The organism is Hyunsoonleella ulvae, assembly GCF_016827605.1.
GTDB classification, from domain to species: Bacteria; Bacteroidota; Bacteroidia; order Flavobacteriales; family Flavobacteriaceae; genus Jejuia; species Jejuia ulvae.
This window is the reverse complement of record NZ_JAEPJQ010000004.1, coordinates 188,304-203,770: the sequence shown is the minus strand read 5'-3', so window position 1 is coordinate 203,770 and position 15,467 is coordinate 188,304. Positions and strand designations below refer to the sequence as shown.

14 protein-coding genes are annotated in these 15,467 nt (G+C 34.8%); 2 read left to right on the top strand and 12 right to left on the bottom strand.

What is annotated here, in order from left to right; translation table 11 throughout:
- Positions 1–17 precede the first annotated feature (17 nt).
- The 6 genes from JS605_RS12135 to JS605_RS12110 form a co-directional block, all read right to left on the bottom strand.
- Positions 18–845: an alpha/beta hydrolase gene (locus tag JS605_RS12135; RefSeq protein ID WP_203257997.1), complete on the bottom strand. Its 828-nt coding sequence runs from the start codon at positions 843–845 to the stop codon at positions 18–20.
- A gap of 3 nt (positions 846–848) precedes the next feature.
- Positions 849–1,211, bottom strand: coding sequence for a cupin domain-containing protein (locus tag JS605_RS12130; RefSeq protein ID WP_203257996.1), 363 nt, complete (start codon positions 1,209–1,211; stop codon positions 849–851).
- Between the two features lies 1 nt (position 1,212).
- Complete coding sequence (locus JS605_RS12125; protein WP_203257995.1) at positions 1,213–2,187, bottom strand: YitT family protein; 975 nt, start codon at positions 2,185–2,187, stop codon at positions 1,213–1,215.
- A gap of 4 nt (positions 2,188–2,191) precedes the next feature.
- On the bottom strand, positions 2,192–2,749 hold the full coding sequence (locus JS605_RS12120) for a hypothetical protein (RefSeq protein WP_203257994.1): 558 nt from the start codon (positions 2,747–2,749) through the stop codon (positions 2,192–2,194).
- A gap of 33 nt (positions 2,750–2,782) precedes the next feature.
- A complete protein-coding gene (locus tag JS605_RS12115; protein ID WP_203257993.1) occupies positions 2,783–4,321 on the bottom strand; it encodes a helicase HerA-like domain-containing protein in 1,539 nt (512 codons plus the stop codon).
- 65 nt (positions 4,322–4,386) lie between these two features.
- Positions 4,387–5,115: a hypothetical protein gene (locus JS605_RS12110; RefSeq protein WP_203257992.1), complete on the bottom strand. Its 729-nt coding sequence runs from the start codon at positions 5,113–5,115 to the stop codon at positions 4,387–4,389.
- A 132-nt stretch (positions 5,116–5,247) separates the two neighbouring features.
- On the opposite strand from JS605_RS12110, the gene JS605_RS12105 reads away from it, so the two are divergent.
- Positions 5,248–5,877 (top strand): 7-carboxy-7-deazaguanine synthase QueE, encoded by a 630-nt coding sequence (locus JS605_RS12105; RefSeq protein WP_203257991.1) that lies wholly within the window; start codon positions 5,248–5,250, stop codon positions 5,875–5,877.
- A gap of 92 nt (positions 5,878–5,969) precedes the next feature.
- Here the strand turns inward: JS605_RS12105 and JS605_RS12100 are convergent, their stop codons facing one another.
- Positions 5,970–6,515, bottom strand: a complete 546-nt coding sequence (locus tag JS605_RS12100) for a DUF2911 domain-containing protein (RefSeq protein WP_203257990.1) — start codon at positions 6,513–6,515, stop codon at positions 5,970–5,972.
- Positions 6,516–6,743: 228 nt separating this feature from the next.
- On the opposite strand from JS605_RS12100, the gene JS605_RS12095 reads away from it, so the two are divergent.
- A complete protein-coding gene (locus tag JS605_RS12095) occupies positions 6,744–7,046 on the top strand; it encodes a DUF202 domain-containing protein (RefSeq protein WP_239000336.1) in 303 nt (100 codons plus the stop codon).
- 4 nt (positions 7,047–7,050) lie between these two features.
- On the opposite strand, the gene yiaK is transcribed toward JS605_RS12095, so the two are convergent.
- The 5 genes from yiaK to JS605_RS12070 all read right to left on the bottom strand — a co-directional run bounded on the left by yiaK (position 7,051) and on the right by JS605_RS12070 (position 14,982).
- Positions 7,051–8,067: a 3-dehydro-L-gulonate 2-dehydrogenase gene (gene yiaK, locus JS605_RS12090; protein ID WP_203257989.1), complete on the bottom strand. Its 1,017-nt coding sequence runs from the start codon at positions 8,065–8,067 to the stop codon at positions 7,051–7,053.
- Positions 8,068–8,221: 154 nt separating this feature from the next.
- Positions 8,222–11,560 (bottom strand): bifunctional amidotransferase subunit GatB/aspartate--tRNA ligase AspS, encoded by a 3,339-nt coding sequence (gene gatB/aspS, locus JS605_RS12085; RefSeq protein WP_203257988.1) that lies wholly within the window; start codon positions 11,558–11,560, stop codon positions 8,222–8,224.
- Positions 11,560–12,960: an amidase family protein gene (locus JS605_RS12080; RefSeq protein ID WP_203257987.1), complete on the bottom strand. Its 1,401-nt coding sequence runs from the start codon at positions 12,958–12,960 to the stop codon at positions 11,560–11,562. Before JS605_RS12080 ends, gatB/aspS begins: the two co-directional genes overlap by 1 nt.
- Positions 12,961–12,963: 3 nt before the next feature.
- Entirely contained in the window at positions 12,964–13,233 is a 270-nt protein-coding gene (locus tag JS605_RS12075; protein WP_203257986.1) for an Asp-tRNA(Asn)/Glu-tRNA(Gln) amidotransferase subunit GatC, read from the bottom strand.
- Between the two features lie 480 nt (positions 13,234–13,713).
- Positions 13,714–14,982, bottom strand: a complete 1,269-nt coding sequence (locus JS605_RS12070; RefSeq protein ID WP_203257985.1) for a porin — start codon at positions 14,980–14,982, stop codon at positions 13,714–13,716.
- Positions 14,983–15,467: the final 485 nt, after the last annotated feature.

Below are 15,467 nucleotides of genomic sequence, written 5' to 3'. Positions count from 1 at the left end.
GTGCAAAAATAAGCATCTTATTCTTCTAAGAAGTCTAAAATATTTTTGGTTACAGAAGAGCTGTTTAAAGAATGTCCCAATCCTTTGGTGGTAATTAGTTTACTATTTTTAAAGTTTTTATTGATGCGTTTAGCGTCTGAATAGGGGATTATCATGTCTTTTACATCATGAATAATAAGTCCTTCGTTATTGATGTCTTTAGAGAATTTAGAGGTTGAAAAATCACTAGGTTTTGCGCCAAACTTCTTTAGGATGACACGATGAAGCTGTTTTTCAATACGTTTATTGTAACCTAAAAGTTTGATGTAATTTTTAAGGATACTTGAGAATTCTGAAGGTGCGCCAAGTAATACCATTTTGTTTAAAGAGCCCAATTGGTATTTCTGTTGAAAAAATACGGATGCCATACCACCAACTGAATGCCCAATAATAATTTCTGGAGTGTGTATCTTAGCTACCACGTTAATAAATTCTGCATATAGCAGTGCATTGAATAGTTTACTTCCAGAAGCACCATGTGCTGGGGCATCTAAAGCAATAATGTTAAAGTCTTCTTTTATAAAATGATTTATTTTGTTTTTCCATCTTGCAGCATTGCTTTCCCAACCATGAACCAAAAGAATGGTGGCTTTGTTGCCTTTCCAATGGTAAGTGGCAATCTTGAGGTCTTCATATGTTAAAAATTCTTGTTCGGCAGTGTCTAAAAAAGTAATATCCTTGGGTTTTAATTTACCTTTTCTAGGTGTGGAAAATAAATGTAGTGCCTTATTTGCCGCATAATCGCCAGATACATAACTTAAAATATTTAAATAAGTGCCAATGAGCTTAACTACAAATTTCTCCATTGGTTATATTTCTCTGTGAACTTTCTCTATTGAAAATGCAGGAGTACAAATAGCGATGTATTCACAAGACTGAGTAAACGGATTTGAATATTGTACTCGGGTGTGTTTTTCTATTTTAATGGATTGGCCAGCCTCTAAAACAACAATATCATCGCCAATAACAAATTGCTTTTTACCCTTAATAATAAAGGTGTACTCGTCAAATTCTGGAGTTTGAAATGGTTCGCTCCAACCAGGTGGAGCTACCATATGGGCAATGCTTATTTTAGAATCTCCAGTAGTTGGTATACCAAAATGCTCTTTAATTACTTTTCCATCATTGGTTGGTACTACAAAGGGATTATCTTGAATGGTGTACTTTTTCATGTTAATCTTTAAAGGGTTTTCGCTTAATCATTCCGCCTTTTATGTCTTTTACAATACCCATAATTAAAAAAGCTTTTCTATCAATTTTATCAATTTCGGTTTTAATCCTTGGAAGCTCCAAACGTGTAATAACGGTGTAAACAATATCTTTTTCATTACTTTCTCCGTTTTTTCCATAGCCTCCTTTACCCTTGTAAACCGTACAGGCTCGACCTAGTTTTTTAGTTAGCACTTTTTTAATGTCTTCATGCTGACTCGAAATAATGGTTAGCCCTACGTATTCTTCAACACCATCTACTACAAAGTCTACGGTTTTAGCTGCAGCTAGATAGGTTAAAATTGCATAAAGGGCAGTTTCAATCGATAAAATATAGGCACCAAAGGAAAAGATGATAATGTTAATTATTAGCAAAACATCGCCTACGGTAACAGATAATTTTCTGCTTAAATATATGGCAAGCACTTCAGTACCATCAATAACGCTTCGCCCTCGCATGGACATACCTATACCTAAGCCCAAAAAGAAACCACCAAATATGGCGATAAGCAGTTTATCCTCGGTTATTTTCGGATAATTTACATAGTGTACTACAATAGCTAAACATGCTATGGCGCCAATACTTCGTAAGGCAAATTTTAAACTTACCGTTTTTGAAGCCAAAAAGATAAAAGGAATGTTTACGATAACAAGAAGTATTCCTAGTTTTAAGGATGTGATGTTTTCTAATAGTAGTGAAATACCAGTGGCACCTCCATCTATAAAACTGTTTGGGAGTAAAAACCCCTTAAGACCAAATCCCGCAGAGAACACACCAATGATTATAAAAATGTACTCGCCAATGGTGTGTGATAACTCAACATATAATCGTCTGGCTAAGGGTACAACCTCCTTTTTGCTTACAGGTTTGCTAGTCTGTTGCTTCTGTAACCTCTTACGGGCTACATCTATTAATATTTTTGATAGAAAAGGATTCAAATGTTTAATGCCAGTTTATAAAAAAGTATTTAATTTTTGCGTTATCAGGAATATGGGTAGCTTCAATTTGTAGGTCCATATCTAAACGTAAATTTGATGGTAATTCTTTTTTGTCAATTGTAAAGCTAGTATTAATACTTTTTACTGTAACTACAATGGAGTTAATTAAATTATCAATTCTTGTAATGTCATAATTGTCAGCAATATCTTTAAATGTACTTAATACATTAATATTTTTATCAGTTTTATAACGCGCATCTATAATTTGAACTGTTTGGAATACTGAGGTAGAATCTAAAGCTTCAGAAGGTTCAAGAATGAGTAATTGTTTTCCTGTGTTGTCTAAAATCTCTATGTGGTTCTTGTTTCCTATAAACTCATCGCCACCAATACGCTTTACAATCGAATCATTAGGAAATACAAGTTCTAAATCTTTTACTTGAGTTGAATCTGTAAGCAGACCAACATGTTGTTTTGAAATTTCAAAAGGGTCTTGGACTTTGTTACAGGCTAAGAAGCAAACTAGAATACTAAAAAGTAAATATATGATTGTTTTTTGCATTAGATTAAAATTAGGTTGGGTATTAGTGTAGCGTTATTTTTTCATTACTTTGGTAAGAATACCAAACACGCTTCTTATAAAAGTAGCACTGGTAAGTACTTTTACCACAGGGTTCATACGTGTACTTTTACGGCGAGATGAGGTGGTTCTTCTAGATTTTGCTTTTTCAAGCGCCTCTTTTTCTTGTCGAGCTTTTTCTTTAGCTTCTTCAGCTTCGGCTTTTTTTATCTTCTCGTTTAAAAGCTCATAAGCACTTTCCCTATCTATGGTTTCATTATACTTTTTAGTCAGTTTTGATTTAGACAGTAATGATGCTAATTCAGTATTTGTTAAAACATCCATTCTACTCATCGGGGCGCGCATCATTGTTGCTGCAAGAGGTGTTGGTCTCCCTTTTTCATCTAAAGCAGAAACTAATGCTTCTCCAATTCCTAGCGAGGTTAAAACCTCAGTAGTGTCATAATATTCAGAATCTGGATAGTTTTGGGCAGTTAGTTTTATAGCTTTTCTGTCTTTAGCGGTAAATGCCCTTAAGGCATGTTGTACTTTTAAACCTAATTGTCCCAACACAGCTTCTGGTACATCTGTTGGGTTTTGGGTAACAAAATACAAGCCTACACCTTTACTTCTAATTAATTTTACAATACTTTCAATTTGATCTAAAAGAGCTTTCGAGGCTTCGTTAAATATTAAATGAGCTTCATCTATAAAGAGCACCAATTCTGGTCTTCCACTATCGCCCTGCTCTGGGAATGTTGAATAGATTTCGGCCAATAAACTTAGCATAAACGTTGAGAATAATTTAGGTTTATCTTGAATATCTGTTAACCTAATAATGTTTATATAGCCTCTACCATTCTCATCTATTCGAAGCAAATCATCAACATCAAAAGACGTTTCGCCAAAAAACAAATCAGCTCCTTGTTGTTCTAATTCTATAATTTTGCGCAGGATGGCACCAGTAGAAGCGGTTGAAATTCGCCCATATGCTTCAGTAAATTCAGCTTTACCTTCTTGGGTGGCATACTGTAATATTTTTTTAAAATCTTTTAAATCCAGTAATGGTAATTTATTGTCATCACAGTACTTAAAAATAACAGAAACAATTCCAGATTGGGTTTCACTCAAATCTAAAATCCTAGATAATAATACAGGTCCAAATTCACTAACAGTTGCTCTTAGGCGTACACCGTCTTGTTCAGATAGGGTTAAAATTTCAACAGGAAAAGATTTAGCATCAAACGGTAAGCCTATTTTTTCGTGACGTTCATCAATTTTTGGATGCCCCGGACTTGGTTGTGCTAGTCCGCTTAAATCCCCTTTAATATCCATCAGTAATACAGGAATCCCTTTTTCACTTAAGTTTTCTGCCAGTACTTGAAGCGATTTTGTTTTTCCTGTACCTGTGGCTCCAGCAATTAAACCGTGGCGATTCATGGTTTTTAAAGGGATTTTTACATGTGCTCCTGTGATGGTTTCTCCATCCAACATGGCTGCTCCAATAGGTATGTAGTCACCTTTGGTTGTATTGCTTTCAGTAATATATTTAAAAAAAGTGTCTTTTGTACTCATACCTTATATTTTGCATAAAAATACAGGAAAAATGAAGAACAAAAAATTGCTTATGGCTTTAAACTTTATTTTATTTTTTCGATGTAGATATTAGAAGTTCCAGCACTTCTAAAAACTGCAGGTGCAGAGTTTCCTCCTCTAATGGTTTGTATACTAATGGTTTGTCCTGAAGTAATATTAAATACCTCTGTAATATGTAAAGAAGCTTCTACATGGTTACTCGCATGGCGTACATATCCTGTGTTTCCTATAGCTCCCGTAGGTGTACCATCAATGGCAATTTGGGCTTCAACAGATACTCTTTGGTCGGAGTTTCCTCCTACAGTAGGAACTCTGTAGGCTATATTTACTGTAATTTTATAACGTCCAGTAGTATTAATGGTTATTGTATTTCCTGCTTGGGTGTACAATGTAGTATCATCATTCCATTCTAAGGTACCAAAAATAGGAATGTTGGCGTAAGCTCCATTATTGTTAATATTTGTAGATGTATCTGTATTGCTATATTTTACTGAAGAAGGATGCGAAATTTTACTCCAATCTGGTGTGCCAATAGATCCACAATTAAATTGAAACTCTTTAAGATCTGTATTATACACCATTAAACCATTAGCAGGGTTTACAATTGCATTAATTTGTGCTGTTGTAAGTCTTGGGATTAAAACACCTTTGTCCGTAGATTCGATATCTAAAACAGAGGAATTATCAGGGTTGGTAGTGCCAATACCTACCTGAGCATAACAACCAGAACTGATGATAAAACACAACAGAGCTACATAAAATATCTTGTTCATTTTGAGAGACAGTAAGATTTTATTTTTAGCAATTAACGAGGCAAATATATAAAAATACGATTAAATAGCAAAAAAACACGATGAAATGCATATTTATCTAAAACTATTTTGAATTTGTATCTTTGCGCGCTCATGAATAAAGACATTGAAATATTAGTAGAAAAAGGGCTCATGCTACCATTAATGGAAGAGTTCTATACAATACAAGGAGAAGGTTACCATAAAGGTACAGCTGCCTATTTTATCCGTATTGGAGGTTGTGATGTAGGTTGTCACTGGTGCGATGTTAAGGAAAGCTGGAATGCGGCATTGCATCCACCAACTGAAACTGCTAAAATTGTTGAAAACGCTAAAAAGTATAGCGATACTATTGTAGTTACTGGTGGAGAACCGTTAACCTGGGATATGACGCAGTTGACTTTGCAGCTAAAAGCAAATGGACTTCAAACCCATATTGAAACTTCTGGAGCCTATAAGTTAACTGGTCAGTGGGATTGGATATGTTTATCTCCAAAAAAAATGAAGCTGCCAACTGATGAGGTTTACGATAAGGCTCATGAATTAAAGGTTATTGTTTATAACAAAGATGATTTGCGTTTTGCAGAAGAGCAAGCTGCCAAAGTAAATAAAGATTGTATACTATACCTGCAACCTGAATGGAGTAAACGTGACAAGGTTATTCCTCTAATTGTAGATTACGTGATGCAGTACCCAAAATGGAAAGTGTCTCTTCAGACCCATAAATATTTGAATATACCTTAATTTGGTTGCTGGTTAATTCTGTGTGAAAAGGAAAAGTTCCTAGTTTTATTGAAAAACTAAGAACTTTTTAATTTAATAGAAACGTTTACAGCTTATTTTGTAAAGGGTACTGCCACTCTTACGGCTCCCCAACCTAAATGCATGTCTACACCGTTTTCAGATTCTGAGAATGTTATGGAGAACGCTTCTAAAGTTTCATCAGAAGCACTTACAGGAACAGCCAAGCGAGCTACATCATTTTTTTCATTATAGAAATAAGACCCCCAAACATTTAAATCTTTACTTATAATAGCTGTCCATTCTTCATCTCCTGGGATTACATAAAAAGTATAGCTACCTGCTTCAATGGTGTTTTCTCCTAGTTTCATATCTGTGTATAGTGTTAATTCTGCAGCTTCATTTGCTCCAGTTCTCCAAACTTTGCCATTAGGTGCTAGTTTAGATAATGCCCTCCCTTTAAGTTGAGGTCTGCTATACACAATTTTAATAAGTTTATCTGAAACTTTATAATCTCTGGGGAATGCTGCTGCATCCATCGGACTTTTATCTAATTTAGGGAATTTTTGTGCTTCAGCGTTTATGCTAAAAAGCATTATCATGCTAAAAGCTAATGTTGTTAGGGTTTTTGACGTTTTCATCTGTTATTTTTTTTGATTTTTCAAATTTAAGGGGTATTGTTATTAAAGTTTTGATAAAAGTCGTTAAGCTTTGTTAAAGTTTACATCTTTTTACAAGGTTTGTCCGAATTATAGGGTTGGAATTTTTTCATGTGTTGTATTTCGTACTATTTATAATCATATAGATTGGCTTAAAACTGGCAAAATTTGTAGTACATTTGGTGGTATGGGAATATTAAAAACAAGGTTTTGAAATTTAGTAGGGATTTTAAACCAGACGAAAAAGTCATTCTAAGGGATTATTTAGCTATAGAACGTACGCGTTTAGCAAATGAAAGGACACTCTTGTCTTATATACGATCTTCATTGTATCTGTTAATTGGAAGTATAGCACTTTATCAGTTAAAAGAATTTCCTAATTTTAAATACTTAGCGCTGGCGTCTTTAGTATTTAGTGCTTTGTTTCTTGTTATTGGTATATACAGATTTACAACCTTAAAACGAAGTTTAAAGCGGTTGTATTATATGTCTGAAAATTTGGAGGCCAAATAATATATTAAGAAAGCATCATGATTTTTTCCCAAATGCTCTTATTAACTGGTATTCCGTTTTTTAAATTTTCAGCTTTTCTAAGCGAACTTCTTTCTCCAGGATAATAAGTTTTATCATCAGGATGTATTGGCTCTACATTATGCGTGTAATCAATAATTTCATTTATTAATCGATCTTGTAATTCGGTATCATTAAAAACTTCAGGGTAAATACATAAATACACTTGTGAAATACCGGTTTCAATATCATTTAAGCTAACTCTGTAGGTGGAATTTCCTGCTGATAATAATGTAGCAAGCATATCTAAAATAATAGAAAGAGCAGAGCCTTTCCAGAAGCCTATGGGAAGTCCTCGTTCTTTTTTAGAGATGCTTTCAGGATCTTTAGATAATTGGTCATTATCATCCCAACCACCATAAAATGGTAACTTTTCTCCTTTTAGTTTATAGTCGTTTATTTTCCCGAAAGAAAATTGGGATATTGCCATATCTAAAACAACATGTCCACCTTTACGAGGAATGGATACAATAAATGGATTGTTGCCAATGCGGCTGTCTTTTCCTCCCCAAGGTGGCATATTAGGTTGTGTATTGGTAAAAAGTATAGAGATGCACCCAGCCTCTGCAGCTTGATAACCGTAGCTACCTCCTCGCATCCAGTGGTTGGTGTTACGAAGTGCGACTAAACCCATACCATGCTTTTTTGCAAGAGCTAAGGCTCTGTTTGTACATGTTATGGCATTAAGTACGCCAGAACCAAAATTACCGTCCCACCGTTCTATACTCCCAAAAGTTTCCATTTTTTCTGCCTTAGCATTGATGTTGATGATACCTTTTTTTAAGTATTCTATAAAAAGTGGTATGCGATTAATGCCATGGGAATTTACCCCAACCAAAGAGCTTTCTGTATGTGTTTTAGCAATTAATCTTGCATTTTCTTCAGTGAATTTGTAGTTAATGAGCAGTTTGTATAGTGCATTCTGCATCTCCTTTTTTGGAATCCGTATGGTTTTTTCTGTCATTTTAAATAAGACCTTGGTTTATAAAGCTGTGATTTGGATATAAATATTTGTGTGAAAGTTACATCTAATACCAAAGTGTCTAAGTTACATATAATTGGTAAAAACGAAAAGCCCCAGATATCTCTGAGGCTTTGATTTTTATTTAGAAAAAAGGTTATTTCTTAATGACTTTAACATTCATCTCCTCAACTTTTTTATCAGAAAGTGGAGAAGGCGAACCAAATAGTAAGTCTTCACTGGTTCCTGTTTTTGGGAATGCCATCACCTCGCGAATGGAAGCTTTCTTCTCTAAAATCATCATGAGTCTGTCTACACCCCAAGCTATACCACCATGCGGCGGTGCGCCATAATGAAAAGCCTGGTACATAGTGCCTACACTTTTCATCATTTCGTCTTTATTGTACCCCATGTTTTTATAAGTGGCTTCCAAAATTTCAGGTTTGTGTGCACGAACAGAGCCACCACCAATTTCATAACCGTTAAGAATTAAATCGTATTGCTGGGCAATAATACTTCCAATTTCTTCTTCTTTACCGTTAATGTGCTTATCTATATCGTATACTGCAGGCATAGAGAATGGATTGTGGGTAAAGGTCCAGTTGCCTTCATCGGTTTTTTCAAACATCGGGAAATCTACCACCCAAGCAGGTCGCAATTCTTTGTGATTGATAAGTTTTAGCATGTTGCCTAATTCCTGTCTAACGGCATCTAACGCTTTATTTGCAGTGTCGTAATCAGCAGCAGAGAAGAATACAATATCGCCAATTTGCGCCTTGGTAGTTTTTATGATATTTTCTGCAATAGATTCTCCTAAAAATTTAATGATAGGCGATTGCAAATCGTTTTCATTCACTATTATATAAGCTAAGCCGCCAAGGCCATTATCTTGTGCAATAGTTGTTAGTTTTTCAATCTGACCTTTAGATAGGCGTTTACTACCTTGTTCTTTAGCAGATACTTTTATGCATTTTACAATACCACCTTCATCTATGGGTTTACTAAATACTTGGAATGAGGTCTCTTTTACTATGTCCGTAATGTCTTGTAGTTTTAATCCGAAGCGTAAATCAGGTCTGTCGCATCCATAGTTGTCCATAGCTTCCTTGTAGGTTAAAACTTCAAAAGGATGCAGCATCCATTTTCTACCATAGATTTTGGTTACAATATCATTAAACATTTTAGTGTTTAAATCAATAATGTCCTGCATACTCGCATAAGCCATTTCTATATCTAGTTGTGTAAACTCTGGCTGCCTATCGCCACGAGAATCCTCATCCCTAAAACAACGTGCGATCTGGAAGTATTTTTCGTAACCACTTACCATTAAAATTTGCTTAAACTGTTGTGGTGCTTGCGGTAAAGTATAAAAAGAACCTGCTTTTTTTCTAGTAGGTACAATAAATTCCCTTGCGCCCTCATCGGTTCCTGCTGTTAGGATAGGTGTTTCTACTTCTAGGAATTCTTGCTCATCTAGAATATCACGCATGAGTTTGATAACCCTATGGCGATTTACTATGGCTTTTCTAACGGCGTCGTTTCTGTGGTCTAAATATTTGTATTGAAAACGAACGGTTTCATTTGATGTGTGCGCCCTTTTAATTTCAAAAGGGAGCGTTTTGGATAAATTTAGAATATCTAATTGAGAAGTTTCCAGCTCAATCGTTCCTGTTCTTATGGACGGGTTGTAGTCATCAGGATTACGGCGCACTACTTGACCAGTAACCGTAATTACAGATTCTGGTTTTAATTTTACCAATGCATCCAGATTGGCAAAGGTTTCTTTACTTAGCCTTACTTGGAAAATCTCATGGCTAGAATCGCGTAAGTCAATAAACATGAGCTCTCCGTGGTCTCTAACACTAGATACCCAGCCTGCCAGGGTTACGTTTTCTGAAATAGACGTTTCGCTTAAATCTGAAGCCTTGTGCGTTCGGTATTGTTCTTTTATAACAATTGGGATTTCAGGCAGTTCTTCTTCCTCAGTCTTTAGTTTCTGCCCTTTTACTTTTGCGTCTTGTATTCCAGAGACATTGGTTTGGTCTGTTTTGGTATCAGAACTTTGTAACTGGTTTAAGATACGTTCCCTAATTACTTTTCCGGAAGCACCTTTACCGATAATCCCAATAACCTTACCAACTAAAATCCCTGCTTTTCCTTGGTTGCCAGCTTTAATATCGTTTGCTACTGCTTCATTTTCAACAATAACTTTAGCAATAGCCCCATCGATTTTTTCTTCAGAAATGCTGTTGTTATCAAAATACGTTTTGTAATCGAATTTAGCATCAGCTAATAAAGATTTTATGGCGTTTTGTGCTAAAACTGGGGTTACTTTTTCATTTTTAAACAGACTGAAAATTTCAATAAAATCAGAAATATGTTCAATTTTAGAATAGTCTTCAGGTTTAATATTGTTAGTTAAGGTTTTAGCGACAAATGATGGTTCTTTTATAACATTGTTTATGCTTACAAAGGTTTCAGAACGTAAGGCATCTCCAGTAAAAAACTTTGCGTCTTGAGGTAGAACACCACCTTTTATCAAAATAGATTCTACAGCAAAAGGCAGTGTGCTTAAATCTACATCTATGCGCTCTACAGTATCTTTTATGTTTACAAAAGGGAGGTCTGGTTCAGATATAAAACGGTAATCTGCTTCAAACTCCTTTTTACGCATCGTCTTGGTTTGCTTCAAATCAGCATCAAAAAGCACCGTGGTTTGGTCTGGTCTAAACTCTTTATGTTCCAGATAGTAATTAAGCTGTTTTTCAACTTCTTCTTTTAACGCCTCAACCATAAACTTAAACGAGTTAAGGTTTTTTATTTCGGTACGAGGATTTAAATCATAGTTATGTTTTTTACGAAGTGAAACAGAAACGTCTGATTTAAACTCTCCTTTTTCAAGGTTGGCCTCTGAAATTCCTAAATTTTGTACAATACGCTGAATGTATTGTGCATAAGTGGAAGCATCTTCAATATGTCGAATACATGGCTCTGTTACTATTTCTATTAGTGGTACTCCAGCTTTATTAAAATCTACCAGAGAGATATTTTTCTCGTGTATTAATTTAGCAGCATCTTCCTCAATGTGTACCTGTGTTAAATTTACGGTAAATTGGGAGCCGTCATTTCTAAAGCAGGATACTTGTCCGTCTGGAATTACTGGATTATGAAACTGTGTTATTTGTATGTTTTTGGGGTTATCTGGATACTCATAGTGTTTCCTGTCCCAAGAGATTATCTCGTTACTAAACGTAGATTTAACTGCCTTACCAAAGTGAATCGCTTTTTTTATAGCCTCTTTGTTTATAGCAGGTAATACACCCATTTGCCCCGTACAAACCGAACAAATATTAACGTTTGGAATTTCGATATCCCCAGCATTGGCACAAGAACAAAATAGCTTTGTTTTGGTATTTAATCGAACATGTGTTTCAAGACCGATTACCAATTCTATCTCGTGTGCTTTTAATAGCTCATTTAATTGATTTAGCTCCATTATATCGTATCTTTTAGGAAGTTTGCAAACTTCAAAACAAGTTCGTCATTCGTTTTTGCGGCAGTAATTTGTATGCCAGTATCTGTGCCCTGTGGAATGGTTAAAGTAGGCAACTGCCCTAAGCTAAAACCAACGGTATACGCATCAGATAAATACATCGCTAATGGATCTTTTAAACTATCTCCAATTTTGGGTGGTGTATTTGGTGTTACTGGCGATATGATAATGTCTACTTCGTTAAAATCATGTTCAAAGTTTTCAGAAATTTGGTCTCTTAGGTTTAATCCTTTTAAGTAGATTTCATCTGAAAATCCTTGTGATAATACCTGATTGCCACCAACGATTCTGCGTTTAGTCTCTTCTGAAAAATTTTCAGAACGAGTAACAGCATACGTTTCTTTTAAATCTTCGGCTTCAATACGATTACCATAATTTGTTCCATCTAGCCTTGATAAGTTTGATGCTGTTTCTGCCATTGCTAATGTATAGTAGGTGGAAACAAGTGTGTTGGATTCAAAAAAATCTAAAGCTTTTACTGTAATGCCTTTGGCTTTTATCTTTTCAATTGTATCTAGAAAATCTGCTTTTATTTTGGTGTCAATAGCTTCGCTATCAATAAAATTTTTAAAATAACCAACAGTTTTTATGTTGTCGTATTTTGATAGGCTGTCTTCAGTAATCAAATCTGAAGGATAAGAGGTTTGGTCTTTTCCATCTTTCCCGCTTATGGTATTTAAAACAATGCGGATATCCTCAATAGATGTTGCAATTGGACCAACACAATCCGTAGATGATGCATAGGCCATTAACCCGTATCTGGATACACGTCCGTAGGTTGGTTTCAACCCATAAACCTTGTTATAACCTGCAGGCTGACGAATTGATCCGCCTGTATCGCCACCAATTGAAAATACGGTATATGCTTTGGCAACGTTAACAGCAGAACCACCACTGGAACCACCACCAACTAACTCAGGATTTACAGCATTTTTTACAGCTCCAAAAATGGTGTTCTCACTTGAGGAACCATGACCAAAACTATCGCAATTTTCTTTTACTAAAGGAATGGCACCAGCATCCAATAGTTTTTGGATTGCTGTAGCTGTGTAAGCCGATTTATAGTTTTTAAGTAAATTAGAGCTGGCAGTTGTGTACGTACCCTGTACCATATACACATCTTTAATGCCAAAAGGGATACCCTCTAATAAGCCAATGTTTTCTCCATTAGATATTTTAGCATCAACTTTAGCAGCTAGTTCAAGGGCCAGCTCATCTAATAAAGCATTAACCGTATGGTGTGTATTAGGTTTTAAGGCTTCTAATTTTTCTTTTACAAGCTGTACACATGTTATATTTTTGTCCACCAAAAGTTGATGGGTTTTTCTAATTTGAGAGTCCATAAATTAACTTTCAATAACTTTAGAAACTACTAAGTAGTTGTTTTTTTGTTTTGGAAAATTTTCAATGATAATTTCCTTTTCAGCCTCAGAGCTATCAATAATTACATCGTCCCTTAAATTATCTAAAGACACGGCAGTATTTTTGTTGGCATCAAAAGAATTATTGTTTGAAGTATTAGCATTTTTAATTACCTCAAATAGTTTATTCACGGTTTCAGAAGGCTGCGCACCTTTAATGCTCGACAAAACGTCTACCGTCATAATCTTACTCATAGCTGTAATTTTAGATTAAAAAAAGCCTTCCGTTATGGGAAGGCTTTTTAATATGTTAAAACAATAACCTTCCAATCCTATTGCATAGGATTATTGAAATTATTATTGTTAGTATTATTTCTCATTCTTTTAAAAAGCCAAATATATACAGAATATACGTAGTATGCCCATTTTTTTTACCCTCACGTTGCATTATTGTTAAATTGATAAAAAAATTGATTTTAATTTTTGAGTTTTTAATGTAATTAAGATAAATGTTTGTGTTCTATGCAATCTATTTTGTAATAAATTGTTACTCTGTTGATAGGTTTGTATGTTTTTATTAGCGGCATTGCCTACGGGGGTTGGGCCTGTAGGTAGACAGGCAGGCTTTTCGTTTCAACCCCTCATTGCACAGAGGGCTTTGCTTGGTAATTCCTAAGGCAGTTATATTCGCTAATTTTAATTTTAGCTTAAAGCCCAAGGTGTCTTTAAAAAGTGTTATTTCAATGAGATTTGATATTGCATCACAGCCATGCCTTTATAGTCTTTTTGTTGCAAATTATTGGCGTCGAAAATAGGTCTATGTTGGTAGCCCAAACTTAATTTATTACCATGGGAACCATTTACAAAAAAGTTTATAGTAAAATCATAAACAGTCATTTTATCAGTAAGTCTATCCCAATCTGAATGTTGTATGGAAATATTAGGCTGTATTATTACTTTTTGGTTTAAAAATTTGGTTTCTTTAAAAGCGTATCCAAATTGTCCGTACCACGTGGTTCCGGTACCAATCATAGGAAAAGCTACACCTGTACCATTAAAATCTGTGCCTCCAGCTGATGTCGGGTTGTTTGCTCCTACATTTCTTATGTATTCTTTTCCAAAATCATAATCATAAAAGCCAAGGTAAGCAGTAATCGCATCTCCATTAACAAGTGGTAAGTTTAAAAAGGCATCTGCTGCAAAATGTCTCATATCGTAAAAAGTAGTAGACTCTAATCTTGCATCGCCGTCACTCATGGCCTCGGGTTGGTATTGAAATCCAGCTCCTATGTTAAACACTTTTTTGTGTTGCATATAAGTCCCTACCTGATAAGCAGACTTGTTAGATTCATGCTCGAAAAATTGATATTTTACATAAGCAGAGGTTTTTACTCTGGGTTTGTTGTTGGCAAAATTTACCTTTCCATCAGGAATAACGGTTACAAAAAACGGTCTGTTAAAAGCCATTCTATAGTCAAATTTGCCAGCTTGACCTTTAATCCATAACCCAAATAAACGACCAATGTCATCATTTTTTTCAACCGAGTTTAATGTAAATAAAGGGGAATCTAATCCCATAAGGGTTTTGTTTGAGCGTATATTCCAGCGACTTAATCCTTGCCAACCAGACTTGCCAACACCAACTTCAAAGTATTTGCCAAATGTATATTCGGCATAAAGATCAAGTACCTCTAAGGGAAGGTCTTTCTTCTTAAAATTAAAATTATTACCGCCAAAAATAGCATACAGAAATATTTTAGGCGTTACTTGAGAAGATACAGGAATACGTAACCTACGAATCGATATGTCAAAAAAATCAGAAGTAGGCTCTTCTTGTATTAACGAACCTTCATTTAAATCGGAATACCGCATCCAAATCTGTGCAGTAACATTCCATTTAATTGTTGGTTTTGGTTTTTCTTCATTTTGCCCGATGAGCAAAATTGGAAATATGAGAATTATGTGGCATATCCATAATTTAATCATCCTTTGTATTGGTATCATGATGAATTACTTCTAAAGTTCAAGACAAAATTAGGATGAACATATATGGCAAAACCTAACAAGTGTCATGTTTCAAGAACATTGTTTTGCAGCACACAAAAAATTAAAAAAGAGGAGTGGGTTAAATAAAAAAAGATGAAAAGACGTTGGTTTTTAGATGTAAAAAAAATCAAAACTTAAGTTCTAAACGATTTTATGTGTGTTGCTAATATTGGAACTGGTAAAAAATATGTGAAATCGATTTTAAGGTGTATTTAAGGCGATTTAAGGCGTTTTTTAGTTAATTAACAATTGTTGATAATTATTGTATAAACTCGCTAAAAAGCTATTTTAAGGGTCTAAAATTTCGTATATTTGTTAGTGAAGGAAATGATGCTATGGCGTCATTTTTTTATGTTAATGAGATTCTAAATGTTCAAGATAGAATTTCTAAACATTTAACATATTGAATTCATCTTGCCGACGGGCACGATTGTTTAAGAACA

Bases quoted from the DNA above. Each gene is read 5' to 3' on its own strand.
- JS605_RS12135 (WP_203257997.1), bottom strand. From the start codon at position 845: ATGGAGAAATTTGTAGTTAAGCTCATTGGCACTTATTTAAATATTTTA.
- JS605_RS12130 (WP_203257996.1), bottom strand. From the start codon at position 1,211: ATGAAAAAGTACACCATTCAAGATAATCCCTTTGTAGTACCAACCAAT.
- JS605_RS12120 (WP_203257994.1), bottom strand. From the start codon at position 2,749: ATGCAAAAAACAATCATATATTTACTTTTTAGTATTCTAGTTTGCTTC.
- JS605_RS12115 (WP_203257993.1), bottom strand. From the start codon at position 4,321: ATGAGTACAAAAGACACTTTTTTTAAATATATTACTGAAAGCAATACA.
- JS605_RS12110 (WP_203257992.1), bottom strand. From the start codon at position 5,115: ATGAACAAGATATTTTATGTAGCTCTGTTGTGTTTTATCATCAGTTCT.
- JS605_RS12105 (WP_203257991.1), top strand. From the start codon at position 5,248: ATGAATAAAGACATTGAAATATTAGTAGAAAAAGGGCTCATGCTACCA.
- JS605_RS12100 (WP_203257990.1), bottom strand. From the start codon at position 6,515: ATGAAAACGTCAAAAACCCTAACAACATTAGCTTTTAGCATGATAATG.
- yiaK (WP_203257989.1), bottom strand. From the start codon at position 8,067: ATGACAGAAAAAACCATACGGATTCCAAAAAAGGAGATGCAGAATGCA.
- gatB/aspS (WP_203257988.1), bottom strand. From the start codon at position 11,560: ATGGAGCTAAATCAATTAAATGAGCTATTAAAAGCACACGAGATAGAA.
- JS605_RS12080 (WP_203257987.1), bottom strand. From the start codon at position 12,960: ATGGACTCTCAAATTAGAAAAACCCATCAACTTTTGGTGGACAAAAAT.
- JS605_RS12075 (WP_203257986.1), bottom strand. From the start codon at position 13,233: ATGAGTAAGATTATGACGGTAGACGTTTTGTCGAGCATTAAAGGTGCG.
- JS605_RS12070 (WP_203257985.1), bottom strand. From the start codon at position 14,982: ATGATACCAATACAAAGGATGATTAAATTATGGATATGCCACATAATT.